The organism is Pseudomonas sp. GW823-FHT02C02 (genome assembly GCF_058797635.1).
In genome coordinates this window covers 143,297-168,488 of sequence record NZ_JBXAJV010000011.1, presented here as the reverse complement: position 1 = coordinate 168,488, position 25,192 = coordinate 143,297, and the positions used below count along the sequence as shown (strand labels likewise).

At 58.2% G+C, this 25,192-nt stretch carries 24 protein-coding genes and 1 pseudogene; 16 read left to right on the top strand and 9 right to left on the bottom strand.

Annotation, left to right across the window (positions count from 1 at the left end):
- The first annotated feature begins 73 nt into the window (after positions 1 to 73).
- The 3 genes from AC1ROI_RS20495 to AC1ROI_RS20485 all read left to right on the top strand — a co-directional run bounded on the left by AC1ROI_RS20495 (position 74) and on the right by AC1ROI_RS20485 (position 2,493).
- The gene (locus tag AC1ROI_RS20495) at positions 74 to 544 is read left to right on the top strand and encodes a hypothetical protein (RefSeq protein ID WP_010461234.1); all 471 of its coding nucleotides are present in this window, start codon (positions 74 to 76) and stop codon (positions 542 to 544) included.
- A gap of 399 nt (positions 545 to 943) precedes the next feature.
- Entirely contained in the window at positions 944 to 1,837 is an 894-nt protein-coding gene (locus AC1ROI_RS20490) for a sensor histidine kinase (RefSeq protein ID WP_102593937.1), read from the top strand.
- Positions 1,834 to 2,493 (top strand): response regulator, encoded by a 660-nt coding sequence (locus AC1ROI_RS20485; protein WP_010461240.1) that lies wholly within the window; start codon positions 1,834 to 1,836, stop codon positions 2,491 to 2,493. Before AC1ROI_RS20490 ends, AC1ROI_RS20485 begins: the two co-directional genes overlap by 4 nt.
- Here AC1ROI_RS20485 and yegS read toward each other — a convergent pair.
- Entirely contained in the window at positions 2,477 to 3,394 is a 918-nt protein-coding gene (yegS, locus tag AC1ROI_RS20480) for a lipid kinase YegS (protein WP_102593938.1), read from the bottom strand. The genes AC1ROI_RS20485 and yegS overlap by 17 nt on opposite strands.
- A gap of 323 nt (positions 3,395 to 3,717) precedes the next feature.
- Here yegS and AC1ROI_RS20475 point away from each other — a divergent pair, with 323 nt between their 5' ends.
- Positions 3,718 to 4,026: a hypothetical protein gene (locus AC1ROI_RS20475; protein WP_102593939.1), complete on the top strand. Its 309-nt coding sequence runs from the start codon at positions 3,718 to 3,720 to the stop codon at positions 4,024 to 4,026.
- Positions 4,027 to 4,092: 66 nt separating this feature from the next.
- Here the strand turns inward: AC1ROI_RS20475 and AC1ROI_RS20470 are convergent, their stop codons facing one another.
- On the bottom strand, positions 4,093 to 5,319 hold the full coding sequence (locus AC1ROI_RS20470) for a molybdopterin molybdotransferase MoeA (protein ID WP_102593940.1): 1,227 nt from the start codon (positions 5,317 to 5,319) through the stop codon (positions 4,093 to 4,095).
- Positions 5,303 to 5,842 (bottom strand): molybdenum cofactor biosynthesis protein B, encoded by a 540-nt coding sequence (gene moaB, locus AC1ROI_RS20465; RefSeq protein WP_010461247.1) that lies wholly within the window; start codon positions 5,840 to 5,842, stop codon positions 5,303 to 5,305. Before moaB ends, AC1ROI_RS20470 begins: the two co-directional genes overlap by 17 nt.
- A gap of 81 nt (positions 5,843 to 5,923) precedes the next feature.
- Between moaB and mobA the strand changes: the two genes are divergently transcribed.
- Together mobA and AC1ROI_RS20455 are read left to right on the top strand one after the other, a co-directional pair.
- On the top strand, positions 5,924 to 6,526 hold the full coding sequence (mobA, locus tag AC1ROI_RS20460) for a molybdenum cofactor guanylyltransferase MobA (protein ID WP_010461248.1): 603 nt from the start codon (positions 5,924 to 5,926) through the stop codon (positions 6,524 to 6,526).
- Positions 6,527 to 6,602: 76 nt separating this feature from the next.
- The gene (locus tag AC1ROI_RS20455; RefSeq protein WP_010461249.1) at positions 6,603 to 6,824 is read left to right on the top strand and encodes a YgdI/YgdR family lipoprotein; all 222 of its coding nucleotides are present in this window, start codon (positions 6,603 to 6,605) and stop codon (positions 6,822 to 6,824) included.
- 69 nt (positions 6,825 to 6,893) lie between these two features.
- On the opposite strand, the gene AC1ROI_RS20450 is transcribed toward AC1ROI_RS20455, so the two are convergent.
- The 3 genes from AC1ROI_RS20450 to AC1ROI_RS20440 form a co-directional block, all read right to left on the bottom strand.
- Positions 6,894 to 7,784 carry a pseudouridine synthase gene (locus AC1ROI_RS20450; protein WP_077747908.1) on the bottom strand — a complete coding sequence of 297 codons (891 nt, stop codon included), beginning with the start codon at positions 7,782 to 7,784 and terminating at the stop codon, positions 6,894 to 6,896.
- Positions 7,785 to 7,855: 71 nt separating this feature from the next.
- Positions 7,856 to 8,173, bottom strand: coding sequence for a transcriptional regulator (locus AC1ROI_RS20445; protein WP_010461253.1), 318 nt, complete (start codon positions 8,171 to 8,173; stop codon positions 7,856 to 7,858).
- Between the two features lie 168 nt (positions 8,174 to 8,341).
- Positions 8,342 to 8,578 (bottom strand): glutaredoxin family protein, encoded by a 237-nt coding sequence (locus AC1ROI_RS20440; RefSeq protein ID WP_010461255.1) that lies wholly within the window; start codon positions 8,576 to 8,578, stop codon positions 8,342 to 8,344.
- A 206-nt stretch (positions 8,579 to 8,784) separates the two neighbouring features.
- Between AC1ROI_RS20440 and AC1ROI_RS20435 the strand changes: the two genes are divergently transcribed.
- Positions 8,785 to 10,497, top strand: coding sequence for a cation:proton antiporter (locus tag AC1ROI_RS20435; protein ID WP_010461257.1), 1,713 nt, complete (start codon positions 8,785 to 8,787; stop codon positions 10,495 to 10,497).
- 1 nt (position 10,498) lies between these two features.
- On the opposite strand, the gene AC1ROI_RS20430 is transcribed toward AC1ROI_RS20435, so the two are convergent.
- Positions 10,499 to 11,707, bottom strand: coding sequence for an ammonium transporter (locus AC1ROI_RS20430; protein ID WP_102593942.1), 1,209 nt, complete (start codon positions 11,705 to 11,707; stop codon positions 10,499 to 10,501).
- A gap of 302 nt (positions 11,708 to 12,009) precedes the next feature.
- Here AC1ROI_RS20430 and AC1ROI_RS20425 point away from each other — a divergent pair, with 302 nt between their 5' ends.
- From AC1ROI_RS20425 to AC1ROI_RS20385, 9 genes and pseudogenes are all read left to right on the top strand, one after another.
- Positions 12,010 to 12,324: an ElaB/YgaM/YqjD family protein gene (locus tag AC1ROI_RS20425; protein WP_010461262.1), complete on the top strand. Its 315-nt coding sequence runs from the start codon at positions 12,010 to 12,012 to the stop codon at positions 12,322 to 12,324.
- 1 nt (position 12,325) lies between these two features.
- Positions 12,326 to 12,715 (top strand): phage holin family protein, encoded by a 390-nt coding sequence (locus tag AC1ROI_RS20420; protein WP_042932237.1) that lies wholly within the window; start codon positions 12,326 to 12,328, stop codon positions 12,713 to 12,715.
- On the top strand, positions 12,712 to 13,053 hold the full coding sequence (locus tag AC1ROI_RS20415) for a hypothetical protein (protein ID WP_010461265.1): 342 nt from the start codon (positions 12,712 to 12,714) through the stop codon (positions 13,051 to 13,053). Before AC1ROI_RS20420 ends, AC1ROI_RS20415 begins: the two co-directional genes overlap by 4 nt.
- A gap of 126 nt (positions 13,054 to 13,179) precedes the next feature.
- Positions 13,180 to 14,343, top strand: coding sequence for an EAL domain-containing protein (locus AC1ROI_RS20410; protein ID WP_010461267.1), 1,164 nt, complete (start codon positions 13,180 to 13,182; stop codon positions 14,341 to 14,343).
- Positions 14,344 to 14,410: 67 nt separating this feature from the next.
- The gene (locus AC1ROI_RS20405) at positions 14,411 to 15,742 is read left to right on the top strand and encodes a deoxyguanosinetriphosphate triphosphohydrolase (RefSeq protein WP_010461269.1); all 1,332 of its coding nucleotides are present in this window, start codon (positions 14,411 to 14,413) and stop codon (positions 15,740 to 15,742) included.
- 249 nt (positions 15,743 to 15,991) lie between these two features.
- A pseudogene (locus tag AC1ROI_RS20400) lies at positions 15,992 to 16,162 on the top strand (response regulator); the annotation flags it as partial.
- Between the two features lie 257 nt (positions 16,163 to 16,419).
- Complete coding sequence (locus AC1ROI_RS20395; RefSeq protein ID WP_010461270.1) at positions 16,420 to 17,046, top strand: response regulator transcription factor; 627 nt, start codon at positions 16,420 to 16,422, stop codon at positions 17,044 to 17,046.
- A gap of 8 nt (positions 17,047 to 17,054) precedes the next feature.
- Positions 17,055 to 20,711, top strand: a complete 3,657-nt coding sequence (locus AC1ROI_RS20390; RefSeq protein ID WP_102593944.1) for a transporter substrate-binding domain-containing protein — start codon at positions 17,055 to 17,057, stop codon at positions 20,709 to 20,711.
- Positions 20,712 to 20,760: 49 nt separating this feature from the next.
- Positions 20,761 to 23,706, top strand: coding sequence for an HD domain-containing phosphohydrolase (locus AC1ROI_RS20385; RefSeq protein ID WP_102593945.1), 2,946 nt, complete (start codon positions 20,761 to 20,763; stop codon positions 23,704 to 23,706).
- Here the strand turns inward: AC1ROI_RS20385 and AC1ROI_RS20380 are convergent, their stop codons facing one another.
- On the bottom strand, positions 23,707 to 24,189 hold the full coding sequence (locus AC1ROI_RS20380; protein ID WP_010461273.1) for a GAF domain-containing protein: 483 nt from the start codon (positions 24,187 to 24,189) through the stop codon (positions 23,707 to 23,709).
- Positions 24,186 to 25,076 carry an ATP-binding protein gene (locus AC1ROI_RS20375; RefSeq protein ID WP_010461274.1) on the bottom strand — a complete coding sequence of 297 codons (891 nt, stop codon included), beginning with the start codon at positions 25,074 to 25,076 and terminating at the stop codon, positions 24,186 to 24,188. The genes AC1ROI_RS20380 and AC1ROI_RS20375 overlap by 4 nt, the downstream gene beginning before the upstream one ends.
- Positions 25,077 to 25,192 lie beyond the last annotated feature (116 nt).

The window sequence follows — 25,192 nt, the reverse complement described above, 5'->3', positions numbered from 1 at the left end:
GCGTCGGGACGCTGGACGTCTTCGTCGACACACACGACATCCCCTCATTTGACATGACGTTGTGGAGATAACCATGCCGAACGACACTAAACAGTGGGCTCAGCGCTTTCCGGAGTTCCTCGTCGAGGCTGAAACACTCCTGGCCAAATCGGAAGAGTGCCTTAGCCATCTGCAGTTGATCAGCAATGACAAAGACGCAATCGATTGCATGCTCAGCAGCCTGCTCAAATTAGCGAGTAAGGCGGATGCCCTGGCCCTGGAGGCGGTTTCTGAGTTTTCGCTGCACATCCATGGCTTGTTGAACCACGCCCAAGGCCACATGCAACTGCACGACCAGGCCCTGTGTGCGTTGAAGGACTGCTTTACGTTGATGGCCTGGCAACTCGAACTCATCGATCAGACCACCGGCCAACTCAGCCTGGATGAAAGTGAACAGACTTCCCTGATTGAAGCCTTTGCGTTTCAGGTCGGACAAAGTCATTTCCAGCCTCCGGTTAATTCCAAACCCTTCACGCTTGTTTCCTATTCGGAGCGGCAGGCTTAATCCGCCAGATAACCAAGCCTTATTGCGTATTATCATTGTCATGATGCCGCTCATTAATTGGAGTGTGCTCATGTCAACGACAGCTCGATGCAAATAACTATTCCCTCCGTTAAACTTTTTCCATTATGGAACTATCGTCCTAAACCCCTAATTCCTGACTGAATAGACATATATACCGAACGCGACCAACGGTAGCTTAAATGGTATTATGCCGACCATTAGTTGACGCCATTCTAATGTCAAAGTGACTCCAGACGAGTGCAGGCCGAATTTGAAGGTGCTGTCAGCCCCCGCCCTGGATTGCACGGCTAGAGACGAGTCACTACAGATTTCAGACAGAGACCCGTCATCCACGATGGCCGGTCTGCCCGCAGCGAACATCCATTGGCTCCATCCGCTATGTACGCCAGCCTCAAGTCATTCACCCCACGGCTCCCCTCCCAAAAAAATGCGCGGCGGTTAACGCTTTTGCTGTGCACCGCCTCGGCACTTGGCAGCCTGCTGGTTTTCAGCTTGTCTGCTTCAGTGCCGATGAGTCTGCTGGTACTGAACATGGCGGCACTTGGCTGCGTCTGGGTACAACATTTCCTGTCGAGCAAATCAATAAAATTTCAGCCACAAGAACTAGCCGATCGTCTACTTGAGGTCCAGGAAAATGAACGTCATCGTCTCAGCAGGGAACTACATGACGACATCGGCCAGTTGCTGACCGCGGCAAAACTTCAAAGTGAATGGCTCAAACGCCGGATGCCTGAAGACATGCAAGGCCAGTGCACGGTGCTCTGCGACACACTGGACGAAACCCTTGCCAAGGTTCGCGATGTCTCGGCCATTCTCAATCCCAGGCAGTTGGCCAGCCTCGGACTTGAAGCCAGCCTGCGTGCGCATTTGCTCAAGACCCTGGCCAATACTTCAATTCACTGGAGCCTGGAATGCCATCAACGCCTGACCGGCGTACCGGAAGAAATGGCGGTGGCCGCCTTTCGAATCACCCAGGAAGCGGTGACCAATATTCTTCGCCATGCCAAAGCGAATAACCTGCTGATCCGCCTGCAACGCATGCCCCAGGGTTTGGCGCTGCTGATCAGCGACGACGGCCTGGGGTTCGCACCAGCCGCAGACCCCGGTCGAGAGGGGCAACGCGGGATGGCCGGGATGGTGGAACGGATCGATCAACTGGGCGGTACCCTGGTCGTGACCAGCGAGCCGGGCAAAGGCACTCAAATCGAAGCACTCTTTCCCTGGGCGCCCCGTGCGCTCGAACGGGCCAGTACGAATAAGGTTATGCATTGACTTGTAACTTACTTCTGGTGGATGACCACTCGCTTATCAGGGCAGGCGTGCGCGCTCTGGTGCTGGATATTCCCGGCTACGCGGTCATTGGTGAGGCCAATGACGGCTCGCAGCTACTCGAGATGGTCGAGAAGCTGTCCCCTGACATCGTTCTGCTGGATATCTCCATGAAGCAGACCGGCGGCCTTGAAGCCTTGCAGCGACTCAAGCAGGTCCGCCCGCAAAGCAAGGTGTTGATCCTGTCGATGCACACCGACCCGGCCCTGATCATGCAGGCGCTTGAGTCCGGCGCTCATGGCTATTTGCTCAAAGACACCACGGCCACCGAGCTGGAACATGCCCTGGATGCCTTGCGCAACAACGAGCGTTACCTGAGCCCGGCCATTGCCCACACAGTTATCAACCAGGCACTGATCCGTAACCAGAAGCATCAACCCGAGGCTGCGGACTCACACAACCTGACGGCCCGCCAGCTGGAAATCCTGCGACTGATTGTTCGGGGCAAATCCACCCGGGAAATCGCCAATGGCCTGGGCCTCAGCATCAAAACCGTTGAAACCCACCGCTCGCAGATCATGAAGCGCCTGCAGATCTACGACGTGGCCGGCCTGGTGCTGTTTGCCGTGCGCGAGCAAATCATCAGCCTGGACGACTGACCGTTTTCGAAGCGCTCAGCAGAGGCGAATTCTGCGGCAAATGCACGCGCAATGCCGCTGGACGCGCCGAGAATCGCAGGCTCTCGCCCTCGATAGGTTCGCCATCCAGATTGATGTAGAGGCCTTCCGCAACTTTGATCTCGACCCATGGCAGGCGAGCTCGCACAAACATGTTGTCGATGCCGAAGCCATCGGCCAGCAGCGTTTTCAACGTACCGACCACTTCCTGCGGCGCCGGCAAAATGCTGATATCCAGCAGCCCATCGTCAGCCAGCGCCTCCGGGCACAGTACATGACCACCGCCAGCCTGCCGGCCATTGCCGATACCCAACGCCAAAAGCTCACCACTCCATTGAAAGTCCGGCCCCTGCAACTCGCCGTAGGCAGCATGCAGTTCGCTGAAGCGCGACAACCCGGTGAACAGATACGCCGCGCCCCCGAGGACTTTCTTCAAGTCTTCCGAGGTATTCGCCGTGACCTGACTGCCAAAGCCGCCGGTGGCCATGTTCAGAAAGACTTGACCGCCCACCTCGCCCAGATCGATCGCTTGCGGTGCAACCTCCAGAAGGTCCAGCGCCAGAGCGGGTTCGAGCGGCACACCGGCGGCACGCGCAAAATCGTTCGCGGTGCCCAGCGGCATCAGCACCAGACTGGCCTGCGTCGAATGCGCTGCCATGGCCTCGGCGATATCACGCAAGGTGCCATCACCGCCGCCGGCAATCAGTTGCGTATAGCCCGCGCTCAAGGCTTCTTCCACCAGCCGCTGCGCGTCACCCGCCTCCCAGGTCAGTCGGACGGCCAACTCCCAGCCCTGCTGGCGTTTAACGTCGACGGCCGCACGGACCTCCTCGTTGAGCGCCTGCTTGCCATGCAGAATCAACAGCGCTTTGCGCTCACTCATTATTGCCGCTCCCATGTTTGGACTTCGTATGAGAGATGTTGACCTCACCACCGCCTATAAAAGTCGCAGGGATTTGAATTTTTTTGAGCCGTACAGCCTTGTGGTCCTACAGCGCGGGAAATTTTCTTACAACATGTGCGGAATCGGCTCAATTGACCAACCTTGGCGATTGGTACACCTTGAGGTCCGCGGCATCAGTCATCAACATTCAATACACAGGGATGTGAAAACCATGAGTAGACCTTCTTCAAGGGCCACACAAAGCGCAATCAACACCAGTGTCGGCCATCCAAAGGGCTTGAAGGCAAGGAGCGTTTCAGCCCATGCAAAGCAATGACATCAGGTTGCCGATCAGTCAGGTCGCGCCATCGGCAGGCAATCGCGCCAATCATCAGGCTGAATTCAATAACAGCGCAAAATCCGCCGGAGGAGTTGATATGGAACCTCGCGTCATTGAACTCGAGACACACCTCAAATACATCCGAAGAGACATGGAAGAGGTCCGTGGCGATGTTAAATCCATCAAACACAGGCTGGCCTATTCTGCGGGTGGAACAGCCGTGGTCCTGGGGCTGCTGGGCTGGGTCGCCAACAGCCGCTTTGATCAGGTCGTGTCACTTCTGGTTCGTTAAACGCTAGCCATACACGCAAGCTCCGGCACGATCTACCGGGCTTGCGTGGCAAGACTTTCGCCAGAATCAGCTCAGGACTTCGCTCAGAGGAATGAAGTTCACGTCATCGCCTTCGATCAACGTGCGGTCTTCCAGTACTTCAACCAGACCATCAGCCCAAGCGGCACTGCGGAGCACCCCGGAGCTCTGATTCTTGTAGATGATTGCCCGACCATTCTCCAGGCGTCCACGCAAATACTCTCGGCGATTACCAGCCTTTGGCCAGTCGAATCCTGCAGGCACCTGAAACTTTAATGGCTCGACCTCTTTCACACCCTGGCGGCGCAAAAGATAGGGCCTGGCCAACAACGCAAATGTAACCAGCGTCGACGCAGGGTTGCCGGGCAAACCAATCACGGGGACGCCGCGAAAATGACCGAACGTCAGCGGCTTGCCTGGTTTGATGGCGAGTTTCCACAGGGTCAACTCGCCCTCTTCGCGCAAGGCAATGCCCAGAAAATCGGCTTCTCCCACCGACACGCCGCCGGTAGAAAGGATCAAATCGACATCCTTCAACTCCCCAAGGCGGGCGCGAGTGGCCGCTAAATCATCGGGAAGAATTCCGGCATCGATCACTTCACAGCCCAAGCGCTGCAACCAACTGCACAGCAACACGCGATTACTGTTGTAAATCTGTCCCGGCCCGAGGGGCTGGCCCGGCTCTATCAATTCATCTCCGGTTGACAGGACTGCGACACGAACTTTGCGAACCACGTTGAGCTCAGCACATCCCAGCGACGCCGCCAGGCCCTGCTCGATAGGTCCCAGACGGGTGCCCGCCGGCAAAACAAGTTCGCCAACGGTAGTTTCCTGGCCTTGCGGGCGAATATTTTGACCCGGGGCCATTGCCTCGAGAAAACGAACGCGCTCGTCCGCCTGAACCTCGGCGTTCTCCTGCATCTCGACGCAATCGGCACCTGCCGGTACAGGCGCACCGGTAAAGATTCGGGCGCAGGTACCTGGCTTCAATGGTTCGGGTGCCTGGCCGGCGAAAATCTTCTGACTGACCATTAAGGGTTCGCCCGTCCAGTCAGCGACGCGCAAGGCATAGCCGTCCATGGCACTGTTCGGCCAGGGCGGCAGATCAAGCGTCGAGACCAGGTCGTCGGCCAGTATGCGACCTTCAACCTGTGCCAACGGCAAGCGCTCACGCTCACCTATCGTTGATGCCTCAGCCATTTCCAGCAAACGCGCCAGCGCGACTTCGACCGCCATCAAGCTACCGGCTTTGCCGGGCTTACCCACGGGATTCACAGGGTGCCGCCTGTTTAAGGTGAGCGACGAAATTGCAGGGACGGTGCCGCGAATCCAGCTGTTCGGCGAGAATGCCATCCCAGCCAGTGCGCACAGCATTGGTCGAACCCGGCAAACAGCAGACCAGCGTGCCATTGGCCAAACCCGCCAGGGCCCGGGACTGAACAGTCGAAGTGCCGATGTCCGCGACCGAAATCTGCCGGAACAACTCGCCGAAACCGTCGACTTGCTTGTCAAGCAGACAGCTCACCGCTTCCGGTGTGCTGTCGCGCCCCGTGAACCCGGTACCGCCGGTGATCAACACCACCTGCACGACATCCTCGGCAATCCAGTTGGCGACTTGCGCGCGAATTTTGTAGAGATCATCTTTAAGCAAAACCCGAGCGGCCAGGTGATGGCCGGCAGCGCTCAAGCGGTCGACGAAAAGCTGCCCTGACGTATCGGTTTCCAGGGTGCGGGTATCGCTGACCGTCAACACCGCGATGTTGAGCGGCGCGAAAGGTACTTCAGCCTTGGCTTTCATAGGCTCGTCCAGTTGTAGGATAAACAGCCCGGTGTTATATCACAGCGCCCCGTTTTTTCGCCGCCCCCATGGAGACGTGCCATGACCTTGAGTACACATTTGCCGCCCTGCTCCATTCTGCTCCTGGCCGGTGGTCGAGGCCAACGCATGGGCGGCCAGGACAAGGGTTTGCTGGAATGGCATGGCGAGCCACTGATCGCGCACCTGCATCGCAAGACCCGCGCGCTGAGTGATGATCTGATCATCTCCTGCAACAGGAACCTGGAAAAATATGCGCCTTTTGCCGACCAGTTGGTCCATGACGATGAAGGCGACTTCCCGGGACCCTTGGCCGGTATTCGCGCCGGCCTCAGGGCCGCCCGCCACGCCTGTCTGCTGGTGTTGCCGTGCGATGTGCCGCGCATCGATGCGGCCCTGCTCCAGAGCATGCGCGAAACCGCCCGCCAGCATCCGGACAAACCGCTGATGCTGCGCCATAACGAACACTGGGAGCCGTTGCTGTGCATCATCCCGGTGGCGCTTTCGGCAGCGTTTGAAAGAGCCTGGAATGAGGGCGAACGCAGTCCGGGACGCCTCATGCGCAAATTGGGCGCTACCGCCCTGCAATGTCCCGATAACGATCCTCGCCTGGCCAACCTCAACACGCCGGAGCTGTTAAGTGCACACAACACTGTGTCAGACTGACACGAGAAGGAACTTGCGCGCGTTGCATACGTCTCAAGCTCAGTAACCAAAAGAATTCATATTCGGAGACACACTCATGACTCAACGGACCCTCGCCACTCTCATGCTCGCACTGGGCCTTGCAACCCTCGCCGGTTGCGCATCGCCTACAGTGATCACCTTGAATGACGGTCGCGAAATCCAGGCCGTCGACGCGCCAAAATACGATGACGAATCGGGTTTCTACGAGTTCGAACAGCTTGATGGCAAACACACACGCATCAACAAGGATCAGGTTCGTACCGTTAAAGAGTTGTAATCGTTACGGCACCACCGGATACAGAAAAGCCCGCTTGATGCGGGCTTTTTCGTGCCTGATGCACTGTGATCACCATTGCAGGGTGATGGTGCTCTCGAATTCACGTGGTTGACCTGTGATCGGGTCGACAAACCGCAAACCCTGAGCCAGCAGCTTCAAGGGATTGGCATAGTCGTCCTCGACATCCTTGAGCACCTGCGGGTAGAACGGGTCGTTGCAGATACTGGCGCCCAAAGCAGTCATGTGCACCCGCAACTGATGCTTCTTGCCGGTCACTGGATAAAGTCCATAACGCCAGAGATCGCCGTTCTTCTCACGAACCTCAACTGCCGTCTCGGTGTTGCTGGTACCCGGACCTTCCTGCATGCGAAAGAATGGCTCGCCATCGACCAGCCGACTTTTATGAACCAATGGAAAGGTGAGTTCAGGCAATGCGCGGGCGATTGCTTCGTAGCGTTTTTCGATATTCCGTGTAGGAAACAATGACTGGTAAGCCGAGCGACTCTCAGGATTCGCTGAGAACAACACCAGTCCCGCCGTGTGCCGGTCAATGCGATGCAAAGGCACAAGATTCGGGTTATCCAGGCGACGGATCAGCCGCCGCAACAACGTCTGCTCCACGTATTCCCCGGCAGGCGTCACTGGCAGAAAATGCGGCTTGTCCGCCACCACCAGATGCTCGTCGGCATACAGGATCGACTCGACCACCGGGATCGGTTTTTCGTCCGGCACCTCACGAAAGTAATGAATCCGCAGGCCTTCCTTGTAACGCAGATCCAGAGCGATCGGTTGACCGTGCCCGTCAAGCACGCGACCACGAGCAATCCTGTCCAGCCATTGTTCACGACCAATAGCGCTGAAGTGGTCGCACAGGCAATCGAGCACGGTCTGCCACGGACCCGGCGGCAAATAGAGCGTGCTGGCCTGGTTGTGCGAAGCAGAAAAAGATGAAGTGGACATACAAACGCTCTGACCCTCAATACAGGCCAGCATTATCCAACAGTGGCCGGAACGAACCTAGAAGAGAATCCTCACGCCGGCATCTGCTTGCGCGCCGCCGCTTCGGTGAACTCCTTGAGCCAGCGCAGCACATCGACCGCTTCCCAGCGGCCTGGATCATAAAGCGCGTACAACAAGCCCTGATAACCCACGACATCGAGCTGGCGGTGATAACCCGCGCGCTGGAACAACGCTTCGATTTCGGCAAAGCAGGTGTTGAAGTGCAGTTTGTTGAAGGGTGTTTTTCCTTCCGTGACCAGACCATCCAGACGCAATTCGAGGACCGCCTCGCGCACAACATCAACCGACATCCGGTTCACGCTGTTTTTCAATTGTTCGACATTGACCACGATCTTCCCCTCTCACGCCCGATACTGCCTGCTCGAACCTGAAAACCAGGGGCGAACGGCAATATTACGAATAACTGTATGCGCATACAGTATCCGAAGAGCATCGGTTAAGCCAAGGGGATCATTCGCAAAGTTCGACAAACGGGACATCGCCAACCACAAAACCGCTTAACGCAGGAACGCCACCACCTCGTCGGCATTGAATGGCCAGCCCAGTTCAGCGCCGGTATCGACCCGCCGTAGCACCGGGATACGCAGGCTGTAAGCTTCGAACCATGTTTCATCTTCAGCGATATCTACCAGCTCCACCAGCAGACCACGTTCGACAAACTCCATCAGCATGGCTTCGGCCACTTCACAGAGGTGGCACCCAAGGGTGCCGAACAACTGACATTCAGGAAGCATGAGCGCTCAACCTAAAAAATTAAGAACCTATTCTAGGCTTGCTCCGAAAAGCCGTCGAGCCAGTGAATTTTCTGCCCTTGAGCACAAATCGCAATGGGCGGCGGTAAAACCCTGACGCATATCAGTCGCTCCAGCGGCCAATTACGTGATGCTCAGGTTTTTTTTACTTCTACGCTTGAGTAGCCAGCCCCTCACCGGAGTTTTTCGTGTTCGCCAACCTCTTGATCATTCTCGCCTCCTCCCTGGTGGTGATTGCATTGTTCCAGCGCCTGCGTTTGCCTCCGGTGCTGGGCTACCTGTGCGTAGGGCTGATGATCGGGCCGACGGCGTTCAACTGGGTGAATGAAAGCGAAGAGTTGCCAGACCTGGCCGAGTTGGGCGTGGTGTTTCTGCTGTTCTCCCTTGGGCTGGAGTTTTCCCTGTCGAAGATGATCGAGCTGCGTCGGGTGGTGTTCGGCCTTGGTAGCCTGCAAGTGTTGGTGTCCGGGATTTTGATGGGGGCATTGCTGATGCTGTTCGGCATGCCGACGACGCCCGCGTTGTTACTCGGTGCCGGTCTGTCGCTGTCTTCTACGGCAATAGTCAGCAAGGAGCTGAGCAGCCTCGGCGAGATATTCAGCAGTCACGGCCAGAATGCCATCGCCGTGTTGCTGTTCCAGGATGTGGTGGCGGTGCTGTTGCTGACCCTGGTGCCGGTGTTCGCCGGCAACAGCGATCAAGCCTGGTATTGGGCATTGCCGTTGACGCTGGGCAAGACTCTGGTGCTGTTCGGTGGTTTGCTGCTGGCCAGTCGATGGTTGTTGCCCCGCCTGTTCCATGAAGTTGCCGCCGCCCGCTCCCCGGAGCTGTTCGTGCTGCTGGCGCTGGTCATCGTTTTGCTGACCGCGTGGCTGACTCACCTGCTCGGTCTCTCCCCTGCCCTGGGTGCATTTCTCGCCGGCATGCTGCTGGGGGAAAGCCACTATCGGCACCAGATCGAGGCGGACATCCGGCCGTTCCGCGACATCTTGCTCGGGTTGTTTTTCGTCAGCATCGGCATGCTGATCGACTTGCAGCTGTTTGTCAGCCACGGCCTTATGGTTCTCGGCCTGACGCTTGGGTTACTGCTCATCAAGGGCACAGTGGTCGCGCTGCTGGTCAAATGGCGCGGCAGCGACGGCGAAACCGCCTGGCGCAGCGGCCTTGCATTGGCTCAGGGTGGCGAGTTCTGCTTTGCCTTGATGGCGCAGATGCAGCAAAACAAACTGATGCCCGCCGACTTCGGAGGTCTTCTGCTGGCCGCGACATTCTGCTCGATGCTGGTGACACCGTTGTTGCTGCGCGCCGCCCCCCACATTGCGACACGCCTGCATCGCAAGCCCAACGAAGAAGCAAAACTGGCAGAAATCAGCGCGCTTAACGCCGACTTGCACAACCACGTTGTGATTTGTGGCTACGGTCGCGTGGGTCAGTCGATCGGCCGCGCGTTGCGCAACGCGCGCCAACCTTACCTTGCGCTGGACACCGATCCGGTGCGTGTCCAGGAAGCTGCCGTGGATGAAACCTGTGTGCATTACGGCGACTCGCGGCGCGGTGAACTGCTGCTCGCGGTCGGGCTGGCGCGAGCCAGGCTGCTGGTGATTGCCGTGGACCAGACCGACATCGCGCTCTTGATTCTCCAGGAAGCGCGCCGATTGAACTCGAAGATTCCGATCCTGGTGCGCACTCGAGACGACAGCCAACTGACCGAGTTGAAAGCGGCCGGCGCCAGCGAAGTCGTGCCCGAGCTGTTGGAATCGAGCCTGATGCTCGCCTCCCACGCCCTGATCATGCTGGGTTTACCCGCGCATCAGGTACAGGAGCGGGCCGACCAGATACGGCATGACCGTTATCGTCTGCTGCACGGTTTTTATCCCGGGAGCGACGATGAAGAAAAGTGAATCAGTCCTGGCTCACGGCGCCGATCTTGTGCACCGACAAGTCCGCACCGTAATACTCCTCTTCCTGGCTCAGGCGCAGACCATGCAACGCCTTGATCCCGCCGTACACCACAAAACCACCGAGCAACGCGACGATCACACCCAACGAGGTGCCGATCAACTGGCTGATCAGGCTCACCCCACCCAGACCACCCAATGCACTCTGACCGAAGATGCCGCAGGCGAGTCCTCCCCAGACACCACACAAACCATGCAACGGCCAGACACCCAGCACATCGTCGATGCGCCATTTGACTTGAGCCGCGGTGAAGCACCAGACGAACAGGGTCCCGGCGATCACACCGGTGACCAGCGCGCCCACCGGGTGCATCAGGTCGGAACCTGCGCAGATCGCCACCAACCCGGCCAGTGGACCGTTATGCAGAAACCCCGGGTCGTTGCGTCCGACGATCAGTGCCGCCACGGTGCCGCCGACCATGGCCATCAGCGAGTTCACCGCGACCAATCCGCTGACGCCTTGCAGCGTTTGGGCGCTCATGACGTTGAAGCCAAACCAACCGACGATCAGGATCCACGAACCCAATGCCAGGAAGGGAATGCTCGACGGTGCGAACGCCACCAGCCGCCCTTCGCGATAACGCCCTTGCCTGGGGCCGAGCAACAACACCGCCGCGAGGGCCAGCCATCCGCCCATGGCGTGGACCACGACCGAGCCCGCGAAGTCATGGAAGCTGGCGCCAAATTGTTCCAGCAACCAGGCTTGCAGCCCGAAGTTGCCGTTCCAGATCATGCCTTCAAAGAACGGGTAGATGAACGCCACGATCAGCGCCGTCGCACACAACTGCGGAACGAATCTGGCGCGCTCGGCAATGCCTCCGGAAATGATCGCCGGAATCGCCGCCGCGAAGGTCAGCAGAAAGAAAAACTTAACCAGCCCGTAGCCATGATCCGCATTGATCACCGCCGCTGGTTGCATGAAGGTAACCCCGTAGGAAATCCAATAGCCTACAAAGAAGTAGGCCAGGGTCGAAATGGCGAAGTCGCTGAGGATCTTCGACAAGGCGTTGACCTGATTCTTTTGTCGAACTGTGCCGACTTCAAGAAAGGCAAAACCGGCGTGCATGGCCAGAACCATGACCGCACCGATAAGAATGAACAACGTATTGGAGCTATGGACCAGACTGTCCACAGCGCTTTGCAGATTTTCCATGGGTTGGCAGACCTGAAGGCTAAAAGGCACCAAAGCGGTTCGCGCAGAGAATTTGTGCACCAAGTTGCGGCTCGCAGGATCAAGGCATTGATCCCCATGAACCGCTTTGGCGCACAAGGCTGAAACCTAGACGCGAGTTTTAATTGTTTGAATCAGGGTTTTCCTGAAATCATGCCCGGCAACAGCGCAACGGCGCGGGCTGATGCACCATGACATAGCAAAAGTTGTACCAGTCATTTGTACTGAACCTTCACATAACGCTCATACTCGAACGCTTCAGAAGCCAATTACGGAGATCACCAATGGCCCGCATCAAAGCAAAGACTGCTCAAGATATCCTGATGAACGACTTTCAGACTCTGGTCAACGACACCGAGCGGTTGCTGGAACACACCGCAACCCTGGCTGGCGATCAGGCCGATGAGCTGCGCGCCCAGATCCACGACAGCCTGCTGCGTGCCCGCGAAACGTTGAAGCTGACCGAAGACTCCCTGCGCGAACGCGGCCAGGCTGCCGTTACCGCTGCCGAAGATTACGTGCAGACCAATCCATGGCAATCGGTCGGGATTGCGGCGGGTGTCGGTTTTCTGATTGGCCTGCTGGCCACTCGGCGCTGATATGTCTATCGGTGAATCCAGCTCGTCCGCGACGGGCACAAGCTCTTCATCGCGGCGCCTGGGTGCCGCTTTTCTTGGACTGTTGCACAGCCATGTCGAACTGTTCGGCATCGAGTTGCAGGAACAGAAAGCGCGCACCGTAAGCCTGTTGCTGTTTGCAGGCCTGGCGCTGGTCTTTGCGTTGCTGTTGCTGGTGGGCTTGTCGACGCTGGTGCTGATTCTGTTCTGGGACACCTACCGTCTGCCAGCGATCATCGGACTCTGTGTGTTCTACACCCTGGCTGCAGTTTTCTGCGCCATGCGCCTGAAAGCAGCGATTTTCGATGAGTCCTCACCCTTCCACGGCACCCTGGAAGAATTGGCCAACGATAGGGAGCGCCTGCTGCCATGAGCCTGCCTGAATTGCCCCATAACAGCTCTCGCACCGAAATGCGCAAGGCGCTGATACGCCTGCGCATGGAAATGCATCGCCAGGAAATCCGTCACGAATCCGCGCAATTGCTGCAACCCCTGCAGCGGGTACGCGGGATGACGAAAAACCTGCACGATGGCTTCGGCATCAAGCACGCCCCGCTCTGGGGCATGGCCGCCGTGACGCTGCTCGGTTTTCTGACCGGTAAAGGTGCCAAGAACGGCGGTACCGGCAGCCTGACCCGGCTGGTTCGCCTGGGCACAACGCTGGGCCCCCTGATCAAATTGGTCATGCAGGGTTCTTCGCGCAAAGACTGAATAGCCACTATCTGGCTGCATTCTTGCAACACCACCGGGATTAACCTCTTTATCGAGAGGTTCAATCCTGTGTGCCTACCCGGCGAACAGCTCAATCCAAAAACAAGACCTTACTAAGGAGGCCTCGTGATCGACGGGCAACCGCTCGCCTGCTTTCAGCCATTTATCGATACCGCCACGGGCCGTATCGCGGGTGTGGAAGCGCTGGGTCGACTGCGACAGGCCGACGGTCAACTGGCTTCGGTGGGGCCGTTGTTCGCCGACCCGCGAACACCCGCCATCGCCCTTCGCCGCCTTGACCGGCAGATCCGCGATAACGCGCTGAGCCGTTTGCATGAAGCGCCATCGGACTGGTTTCTGAGCCTGAACATATCACCGCGCTGGATCAACCGCTTACGGCCGGACCAGGCTCTACCGAGCCTCAAGCAATTGAGCCGACACAACGTCGATCCGCAACGCATCGTCTTCGAGATCACCGAACTGGGGGGCGACATCCAGCGCCTGGCCGACGTCGTGGCACGCTATCGACACGCCGGGGCACGGATCGCCATCGATGATTTTGGTGCCGGTTACTCGCAACTTGATCGCGTGCTAGCCCTGCAACCGGACATTCTCAAGCTCGATATGCGACTGTTTCAGGCCGCGGCATTGGGCGGCCCCAGTAGCGACGTGGTGAAAGCCCTGGCGCAAATGGCCGAGAAAACCGGGTGCTGGATCATTGCCGAAGGAGTGGAAACCGAAGATCAGCTCAATTTCGCCCTGGAGTGCGGCTCGCGTTACGTACAAGGATTTCTCTTTGCCCGAGCGCAGGAGGACTTCTTCGCCACCGACGCCTTTGTCGAACGTTTCGCGCAACTGCGTCAGCGTTATGTTCAGCAGAAACTGGGCGAACGCGGTCGACTGATGATCATGCGCCAGCAACTCTGCGAATTGATGGCGATCCTGCAAGCCTGGGCCCTGGCCCGTGCGCCGCTGAGCGCCTTGCCACAGCTGCAGGCGTTTCCATGGCTATTGCGCTTCTATCAATGCGACCGTCACGGCACCCAGTTGACGCCCAATCTGGAATGGCGCAACAACGGCTGGGAGGCCGATAACCGCTACCTGGGTCATAACTGGTCGTGGCGACCCTATTTCTATCAGTTGCTGGCCGAGGGCTGGGATGAGCGGCGCCTGACACTGTCCACGACCTACCGCGATGCCACCAGCAATCAGTATTGCCTCACCGCCGGGCAATTTTTCGACAACGGCGAGCGACTGCTGCTCATCGACATCGACGCCGCCGGGCTCTAGTACTGCTTGCAGGCGCAGGCACGAACCCGGAAGCTAGAGGCTCAGTCACCTGACGGAGAGTCCAGCCTTGGATTGGCAAACCCTGCTTACCCGCGAACGCCTCGGAAAGCCTCTGCACAGCCCGGAAGAACTCGGCCGCAGCCCTTTTCACAAAGACCACGATCGCATCATCTTCTCGGGTGCCTTTCGCCGCCTCGGGCGCAAGACTCAGGTCCACCCGGTCACCAGCAACGATCACATCCACACACGCCTGACCCACTCGCTGGAAGTCAGCTGTGTGGGTCGATCGCTGGGCATGCGCGTCGGTGAGACCATTCGCAGCGCCTTGCCCGACTGGTGCGAACCGAGCGACCTGGGGATGGTGGTGCAATCGGCTTGCCTGGCCCATGACATCGGCAACCCACCCTTCGGGCATTCCGGCGAGGACGCGATCCGTCACTGGTTCCAGCAGGCCGCCGGCCGTGGCTGGCTGGACGCCATGAGCGACGTCGAACGCAATGACTTCCTGAACTTCGAAGGCAACGCCCAAGGCTTCCGGGTGCTCACCCAGCTCGAATACCATCAATTCGACGGCGGCACCCGGCTGACCTACGCCACGCTGGGCACTTATCTGAAATACCCGTGGACGGCAAAGCACGCCGATTCATTGGGCTACAAAAAGCACAAGTTCGGCTGCTATCAGAGCGAACTGCCGTTGCTGGAGCAGATCGCCCTTAAGCTCGGCTTGCCGCAATTGGAGGAACAGCGCTGGGCACGCCATCCACTGGTGTACCTGATGGAGGCTGCGGACGATATCTGTTACGCGCTGATCGATCTGGAAGATGGCCTGGAAATGGACCTGCTGGAGTACGCCGAAGTCGAGTCTTTGCTGCTCGACCTGGTGGGTGATGATCTCCCGGAAACCTATCGCCAACTGGGCCCGCTGGATTCGCGTCGGCGTAAACTGGCGATCCTGCGGGGCAAGGCCATCGAGCACCTGACCAATGCCGCCGCCCGGGCCTTCGTCGAGCAACAGGACTCGCTGCTGGCCGGCACGCTGCCCGGCGATCTGGTGGAGCACATGCATGGTCCGGCCAAGCGCTGCGTCTTGAATGCCAAAGACATGGCGCGCAAAAAGATCTTCCAGGACAAGCGCAAGACGCTGCACGAAATCGGCGCTTATACCACCCTCGAAATCCTCCTCAACGCATTCTGTGGCGCGGCACTGGAACAACACAACGGTCGAACACCGTCCTTCAAGAGCCGGCGCATCCTCGACCTGCTAGGCAACAATGCGCCCGATCCTCATGGTCCTTTACACACCTCGTTCCTGAGAATGATCGACTTCATCGCCGGCATGACCGACAGCTATGCCAGTCAAATGGCACTGGAAATGACCGGTCGCTCAAGCCACGGATAACCGTGCATCGTTCAGCCGCGTCAGGGCCTCCTGACCGGCTGATCGACGTTCCGTGCATTTCTCGTTTCAATCCGCGCGTCAGCAGAATCGCCCTACACCCAGTGCAGAGCCGACTGATCGAATGAACGGTCCGATCGCGAAATAATCACGCGCCCTCTGCTCGACAGATGAAGCATGAAAAAACCCATGTCTGAACACGATTGGCGCATCTTGCTGGTGGAAGCCCCCCCTTCCAGCTCAGGGCCAACCAGCCAAATGGGAATGATCAGACAGGCCATTTTGCTGAGTAGTCTGACATCCATTGAACTGGACGCTCTTGAAAGAATAGCCGTCGAACACGGGCTGCCCTTGTTGGGCTATTTGATAAAACCCCTGAAACAATCAGACCTTAGAAACTTATTGACCTTGATTTCACTGTAAAAACGTTCCCAAACAAAGACACACTAAAAAACATTTAAACAACAATCTAATCCATTTCAAATCAATCTGTCCGACCCACCAAACGCACAAACAACACCTTGACTGATCCTCATGCAAAACCTAGTTGATCCGTAGTCCGATTCTTCTTCGATTGTAGGAATTATCTTATATTGCCACTACAGGCCTGTCAGTTGATCCCCCCCTCAACTATCTGAGCTAAGGTGCGCGCTTTATTTGAGCGCGTATGGGATTTGATTATGAACTCCGTTTTTATTGTCGACGATCACCCTGTCATCCGTCTTGCCGTCCGAATGTTGCTCGAACATGAGGGTTACAAAGTCGTCGGCGAAACTGATAATGGGGTCGATGCCATGCAGATGGTTCGTGAATGCATGCCAGACCTGGTCATTCTTGACATCAGCATCCCCAAACTGGATGGGCTGGAAGTTCTCTCCCGCTTCAACGCAATGAGTACCCCCCTCAAAACGCTGGTTTTAACAGCCCAGTGCCCGACACTTTTCGGTATTCGCTGCATGCAATCCGGCGCGTCCGGGTATGTATGCAAACAGGAAGACCTTAGTGAACTGGTGAGCGCAATTAAAGCGGTACTATCAGGTTACAACTATTTCCCCAGCCAGGCCTTGAATCCTGTCCGTGCTGACGATGAGCGATATTCCGACCTTGAACTGTTCAAGTCAGTCAATGACCGAGAGCTGATGGTATTGCAACTTTTTGCCCAAGGCCGCACTAACAAGGAAATTGCCAAGGGCATGTTCCTGAGCAACAAGACTGTCAGCACTTACAAAAAACGTCTCATGCAAAAACTCAAGGCCAAATCACTCGTTGAACTCATTGATATGGCAAAACGCAACGCGTTAGTGTGAGAAACAGGATGCCCAGTCGTTTAATGGATTATCTGATACCGCTGGTCGCGGGTTTATGTCTGAGCACCTCAGCGCACGCGGCACCGACGGCGAGCGAGCAGTACACTCTGCTCAGTCGCTCAATGACCGGACACATGGAAGTCCAACTGGATAAATCGCAACAACAATGGCTTAACAATAAGCGTGAACTGATTCTGGGCACCTCTGCCCCCGACTACCCTCCTTTCGACCTGACCATCAGCGGCCGCGACTACGAAGGTTTCACTGCTGATTACGCGGGCATCCTGGGCAAGGCCACCGGCCTGCCAGTCAAGGTCCAGCGCTACGTTTCCCGGGGAGACGCGATCAAAGCCCTGGAAAAAGGCGAGGTCGACATGCTCGGCAGCGCCAATGGTTTTGAAGCCCGCAATGCGGACATCGTGCTGTCCTTGCCCTATGCCGTGGATCAACCGGTTCTGGTGACACGGGAAGGCGAAACCAGATCCCTGAGCGACGGGCTCGCCGGACTGCGCCTGAGCATGGTTTATCACTACTTGCCGCTGGACGAAGTCAAAGCCCTGTACCCGAAAGCGATCATCACTTCCTACCCCTCCTACCAGAATGCAATCAATGCGGTGGCTTTCGACCAGGCCGATGTTTTTCTGGGCGACACCATTTCAACCCATTACATCATCAACAAGGGGTATCTGAACAACATCCGCATGGCCAACTTCGGTAAACACGAGGCCCATGGTTTCAGCTTCGCCGTACACAAGGGCAACCAGGCTCTGCTCGGGATCATCAACGCCATCCTCAAAGGGACCCCTGGCAGCGAGCGAGAAAACATCGCCAAACGCTGGAGTGCGGGCAGTGACATTCTTCTCACCGATCAGAAACTGCAACTCAGCGACCGTGAACAACGCTGGCTGGCGCAACATCCCGTCGTGCGGGTCGTGGTCAACGAAGCGTTGGCCCCGCTGACCTTTTTCGACAGCGACGGTAACTTCCGGGGCGTATCCGCCGACTTGCTCGAACTGATCAGATTGCGCACCGGTTTGCGCTTCGAGATCCATCGCAGCCGTAACGATGACGAGATGATCGAGCAGGTCAACAGCCATCAGGCCGACCTGATTGCCGCCCTGCTCCCCAGCACCCAACGTGAAGCGATGCTGAACTTCAGCCGTCCTTATCTGGAAAACTCCTTTGTCCTGCTCACTCGCAAAGCTGCCGACAGCCCGTCAAATCTGACGCAACTCACGGACAAGCGCCTGGCCATCGCCCAAGGCAATCCTATGGCGGATTACCTGCGCCGCGAGTTCCCGCGAATCCATCTGATCGAAACGCCGGACACCTTCAGCGCCGTGGAATTGCTCGCCGAGGGTCAGGCGCAAGGGACGGTGAGCTCTTTGGTGATTGCCAACTATTTCATCTCATCGCGAATCTTCGAGCACGCACTTCAAATCAGCACCACTATCGGTACCCGGCAAGCCGCGTTCTCCCTGGCGACCGGGCGCGACGCCAAAGAGCTGGGTTCGATCCTCGACAAGGCCCTGCTGAGCATCGCGCCGGAAGAGCTGGGCATTATCAACAGCCGCTGGCAAGGCTACTCGTCTGCCTCGCAAAGTACCTGGCGCAACTATCACCGAGTGTTCTATCAGATCGTTCTGGGTGTCGGCGTGTTGCTGCTGATGTCCATGACCTGGAACGCTTACATGCGTCGCCAGATCAATCAGCGCCTGGCCGCCGAGCTCGCCCTGAACGACCAACTCGAGTTCATGGGATCGCTGGTCAACGGCACGCCTCATCCCATCTACGTGCGCGATCGCCAGGGCTTGCTGCAAAGCTGTAACGACAGTTACCTGGAGGTCTTCTGCGCCAAACGCGAAGACGTGATTGGTAAAAACGTCATGCAGGGCAGCTTGAGCAACTCATTTGAAGCCCAGGAATACCAGGCGGATTACCAACGCGTCGTGGCCGAAGGAACTCCGCTGATTCTCGATCGGCCATTGCATATCGGTGGCCGCACACTGACGATTTATCACTGGATACTTCCCTACCGGGACTCCAGCGGTGAAGTACAAGGCATCATTGGCGGCTGGATCGACATCAGCGAGCGCCGACAACTGTTCGACGACCTGCGTGCCGCGAAAGAGCGTGCGGATGAAGCCAACCGTGCCAAAAGCACCTTTCTGGCGACCATGAGCCATGAAATCCGCACGCCGATGAATGCCATCATCGGCATGCTCGAACTGACCCTCAAGCGTATCGATCACAGCCACCCGGATCGCCCGGCCATTGACGTGGCCTACCACTCGGCGAAAGACCTGCTGAACCTGATCGGGGACATTCTTGATATTGCGCGAATTGAATCCGGTCGCCTGAGCCTGAGCCCGGAACGCGTCAACCTGAGAGAAACCGTGGCGTCGGTGGTGCGGATTTTCGACGGACTGGCCCGCCAGAAAAATCTGCGCCTGCGGCTGGACTTCAACCCGGCAGAACCACCCTCCGATGTCCTGCTGGACCCAATGCGCTTCAAGCAGGTGCTGTCCAACCTCGTCAGCAACGCCATCAAATTTACCGAACAGGGTCAGGTCCGGATTGTGGTCGAACTGCATCCGACCGACGAACCCGGCCGGGTGCTGTTGCAGTTACAGGTTCAGGACAGCGGGGTCGGGATCAACGAACAGGACCAACGGCGCTTATTCGAGCCTTTCGCCCAGGCCGATCATTCCGCGCAGGCAGCCAGAGGCGGCGCGGGGCTCGGTCTGGTGATCAGCCGCAATCTGTGCGAGATGATGGGCGGCAACCTGCAGTTGAGCAGCCAGGCTGGTATCGGCACTCAGGTCAGGATCTCGCTGAACCTTGCAACATTGCCAGCCGAGCGGGTGTCGAAAACCGCTGAACCGTCCCTCCACCCGACCTCGGCTGTGCTGAACGTCCTGGTGGTCGACGACCATCCCGCCAATCGCTTGCTCATGTGTCAGCAACTGGAGTTCCTGGGGCATCGCTACAGCGCCGCACCGGATGGCGAAGCGGGGTTGAAGGCCTGGAAGGACAACGTGTTCGATCTGGTGATCGTCGATTGCAACATGCCGATCATGGACGGATACGAACTGGCTCGCTCCATTCGCCAACATGAACAGCAAACGCAGAGCCGGCCTTGTACCGTGTTGGGCTTCACCGCCAACGCACAACCGGAAGAAATACAACGCTGCAGACAAGCCGGAATGGACGACTGCCTGTTCAAACCCCTGAGCCTGACAGCCTTGAGTCAATGGGTTGAAGGCGTTGCGCCAACGGTCCGCGCCCCGGCCTTCAGTCTTGAAGGGCTGCATCTGCTGACGGGTGGCAGCCCGACACTGGACCGGCGCCTGTTGTCCGAACTGCTGAACAGCAACCGTCTGGATCGGCAAGAGTTGCTGGCGTTGTCCCCCACGGAAGATCGGCAGGCTTTCATCGAGGTGGCCCACAAAATCAAGGGGGCTGCGCGAATCGTCCAGGCTTGCCGATTGATCGACAGCTGCGAGGCGCTGGAAAACGCCTGTCATGACGTGCTCCCCCCTGAAGCAGTCGTCAATTGCACCAAGGCCATGGACCGGGCGATGGTCGAACTGGAGCAGGCATTGGAACAGGCTTTGGAGCAACAGATAGGCCACAACGAGAAAAGCAGAATGATGCAGCCTTAACTATGCTTGGACGCTGAGCAGTGTGTTAAACATCATGGAGAGACCCGCAATGCCCAGCCCACTGCGCCCGGATCAACGCCGGTTTCCGCTGCACATCCATATCAGTGTGATGTTCACCTTTCTGTTATTGCTGACCGGTGCGGTGCTGGGCATTTTCAACTACGGGCAAACCACGCAGATCATTCTTTCCAGCAGTGAAAAGCTCTTCAACCGCATCGAGCAGGATGTTCGCCTGGACCTGCAAGGCACCTACGAGCCGATTCGCCATCTGCTGAGCCTGCTGGCGGACTACCCGGCGACCCGCGCTCCGGATCTGGAGCAACGCCTGGCGTTGCTCCAGCCCTTTAGCCAGTCGCTCAACGACAACCCCAATCTGGCATCGTTGTACCTGGGTTATGGCAACGGTGATTTTTTCATGGTCCGCCCCTTGCGGACGGCATCCCTGAGAACCGAACTGAAAGCCCCCGATTCAGCGGCGTTTCAAGTCTGGAGCATCGAGCACAGCAGCAGTGGTCAGATCCGCTCCCAATCCCTGTTTTTTGATCAATCCCTGACACTCATCAACCGCCTGGACAACCCCGACGAAACTTTCGATCCCCGCACTCGTGCCTGGTTCTCCAGCGCACGCGGCGACGTGAACCAGATCACCACTGACCCCTACGTTTTTTTCTCCACCCGCAACGTCGGCACTACCTTGGCCCGGCGCAGTGGTGAAAACGCGGTGATGGGGGCCGACCTGACCCTAGCCGAATTGTCGGCCACCCTGGCCAAACACGTGGTGACGCCCCATACCGAAATCGTGCTGTTCGATGCCCAGGGCAATGCGGTCGCCTACCCCGACAGCCGCAAACTGATCATCGACGACCAGACCGCTCGCCTGAACAAGGCTGCCGACCTCAGCCCCGGCCTCGGCGCCCTGCTCTCCAATCCTCCTGCCAGCAATCGGCTGGACGCCGCCGGTCGTCAATGGATCGTGGCGCGCAGCAGCATGACGGAGGGCGGCCCCCAGGGACTGCAACTGGCGTTGCTGGTGCCTGAGGACGAATTGCTCGCCGATGCCTACCGCATGCGCTGGCAAGGCGCGCTGATTACTCTGGCGACATTGCTGCTGTGCCTGCCCGTGGGATGGTTGACCTCCAGAGTCCTGGTCAAGCCCCTGCGCACGCTGGTGCAGGAAGCCGATGCGGTGCGCAGTTTCAATTTCGACTTTCCGATCGGCCACAGTTCGCCGGTGCTTGAAATTGACCAACTGAGCGTGTCGATGGCGCGGATGAAGGACACTCTGGGCAGTTTTTTCCAGATCACCGATAGCTTGAGCGCGGAGACCCGCTTTGCGCCGTTGCTGCAGCGGGTGCTGTTTGAAACCGTGAAGATCGGGCAAGCCCAGGCCGGTCTTATTTACCTGCGCGAACGTGACAGCGATCGCATGGAGCCCCAGGGCCTGGTCATCAATGGCACGTCACAAGCATTGCCCTCATTCGGAGTTCAGGGACACGAACTCCAGGATCCGCAGAGTCCTCAGTGGCTTCAGCAGTTGTCGAACGCCGACAATATCGTGACCAATCTGGGTTTCGAACAGGCGGGGGATTTGCAGAAGGTGATGCTCGCGCTGGAATGCCCCCGGGTGCACCTGATCGGTATCCGCTTGCACAATCGGCACAACGAAACCGTGGGCCTGCTGATCCTGCTTTTGACCGACAGCGGCACACAAAGCGACCTGGAAAAACTGCGCCCGGACCGCATCGCGTTTCTCCAGGCGGTGTCCGGCGCCGCGGCCGTGAGCATTGAGAGCCAGCGCCTGCAAGCCAAACAGAAACAACTGCTGGACGCCTTCATTCAACTGCTGGCCGGCGCGATCGATGCCAAGAGCCCTTATACCGGAGGCCACTGCCAGCGAGTGCCGGAGCTGACCCTGATGCTCGCCCAGGCGGCGGCCGCCAGTCAGGCCCCGGCCTTCAGCGACTACCAACCCACCGAAGATGAGTGGGAAGCCTTGCACATTGCGGCCTGGCTGCACGACTGCGGGAAGGTCACGACGCCTGAATACGTGGTCGACAAAGCCACCAAGCTTGAGACCCTGAACGACCGCATCCATGAAATCCGCACCCGTTTCGAAGTCCTCAAGCGCGATGCCTGGATCAATTATTGGCAAGCCGTCGCCTTGGGCGGTGACGAGCAGCACCTGGCCGAATTGCGCAATGCCAACCTGGCCGGGCTGGATGATGATTTCGCCTTCGTCGCCCGCTGTAATCTGGGCGCAGAGGCCATGGCCGAAGCCGATCTGCAACGGCTGCGCAGCATTGCCCAGCGCAACTGGACCCGAACCCTGGACGATCGAATCGGTGTGTCCTGGGAAGAAAACCGTCGCCAGGAAAGAACCCCGGCACCGACCTTGCCGGTCAGCGAGCCGCTGTTGGCGGATAAACCCGAGCACCTGTTCGAACGCGCCGAAAGCGAACTGATTCCGGAAGACAATCCCTGGGGTTTCAAGCTCGATGTGCCGCGCTACAAATACAACCGAGGCGAGCTCTACAACCTGAGCATCACCCGAGGCACGCTGACCCGCGAGGAGCGTTACATCATTAATCATCACATGGTGCAGACGATCCTGATGCTCAGCCACTTGCCCTTCCCCGGCCACCTCAACAACGTCGCGGAAATCGCTGGCGGCCACCACGAGAAAATGGACGGCACCGGTTACCCCAAACAGTTGAAGCGCGAAGAAATGAGTCTGCCGGCACGGATGATGGCGATTGCCGATATTTTCGAGGCACTGACCGCCGCCGATCGCCCTTACAAGAAGGCCAAAACCTTGAGCGAAGCGCTGGGCATCATGGCCACCATGTGCCGTGACGCCCATATCGATCCGGAGTTGTTCGGCTTGTTCATCAACGCCGGCATCTATCTGCAATACGCCGACCGATTCCTCGATCCAAGGCAGATCGATGCGGTCGACCCGTCAAGCCTGTTGCTCAAGGCCGGATTGAGGGTGTGATCAGCAATCGGTCAGACGCAGGAAAATCGCCGCCAGTTGCTCGATACCGGCCTGATCGTCAGCGGTAAACCGCGCCAGACTCGGGCTGTCGAGGTCCAGCACGCCAATCAGGCGACCGTCCTTGACCAGCGGCACGACCAGCTCGCTGTTCGAGGCGCTGTCGCAGGCGATGTGCCCGGGGAACGCGTGAACGTCTTCGACCAACTGGGTCTTCAAGGTCGCCGCCGCCGTCCCACACACTCCGCGACCGAAAGGAATCCGCACACAGGCGATCTGCCCCTGAAACGGGCCAAGCACCAGTTCTTCGTCGCGATTGAGGTAGAAACCGGCCCAGTTCAAGTCGTCGAGCTGGCTGTACAGGAACGCCGAAAACTGCGCAGCGTTGGCGATAAAGTCACGCTCGTCCGCCAGTAGCGACTCCAGCTGCGCCCATAACATGCCGTAACCGTCCAGGCCTTGGCCGCTCTTCTGTAAATCGATCATGCTTTGTGCTCCAACAGCTTCAGCCCCACCCAATAGCGGGCAAATTGATATGCGCAGCGTCCATTGCGGTTGCCCCGGCCCGTAGCCCAGCGCACGGCGAGGATGTCCAGCTCTTCGTTACGCTGCCACTCAAGGCCGGATTTTCCGGCCAATTGCCCGATCCAGTGCTCGACGACGTCAAGGAAGTGCTCTTGAGTAAACGGATAGAACGACAGCCACAATCCAAAACGGTCCGACAGCGCGATCTTGTCTTCCACCGCCTCGCTGGGATGCAGTTCGCCATCGACCCGTTTCCAGTTTTCGTTATCGCTTTCCTTTTCCGGCACCAGGTGGCGACGGTTAGAGGTGGCGTACAGCAAGACGTTATCCGGCGCCTGTTCGAGCGAGCCGTCGAGCACGCTCTTGAGCACGCGATAGTCGCCTTCACCCGACTCAAACGACAGGTCATCGCAAAACAGCACGAAACGCTGAGGCAGCCTGGCGATCTGTTCGACCACGCGCGGCAGGTCCGCCAGGTGATCGCGCTCGATCTCGATCAACCGCAGGCCGGCCTTGGCGTGCTCGGCCAGCAATGCGCGCACCAGCGACGATTTGCCGGTGCCGCGCGAACCCCAGAGCAGAGCGTGGTTGGCGGGCATGCCGTCGAGGAACTGCTGGGTATTTCGCCCCAGTTGCTCCACTTGGCGGTCGACACCGATCAAGTCGGACAACCGCGTGTCGAGGCTGACATGCAGCGGCAGCAGAAACCCGCTGCGGCCTTCGCGTTGCCAGCGCGCGGCCAGGCATTGCGTCCAGTCGATGGCTTGCCGAGGAGCAGGCAAGAGCGGTTCGATACGGGCCAGGACAGCATCGGCGCGTTCAAGAAAAGCATTCAATCGGGAATCCACGTCTTCTCCTCGGGCACGTTCACAGTGATGATGGCATTGCAGCGACGCAACGAAGCATTCGGCACCCGGTTCATCCCTTGTTGCACAAGGGCTCGCGAGAACATCGGTATCCATGC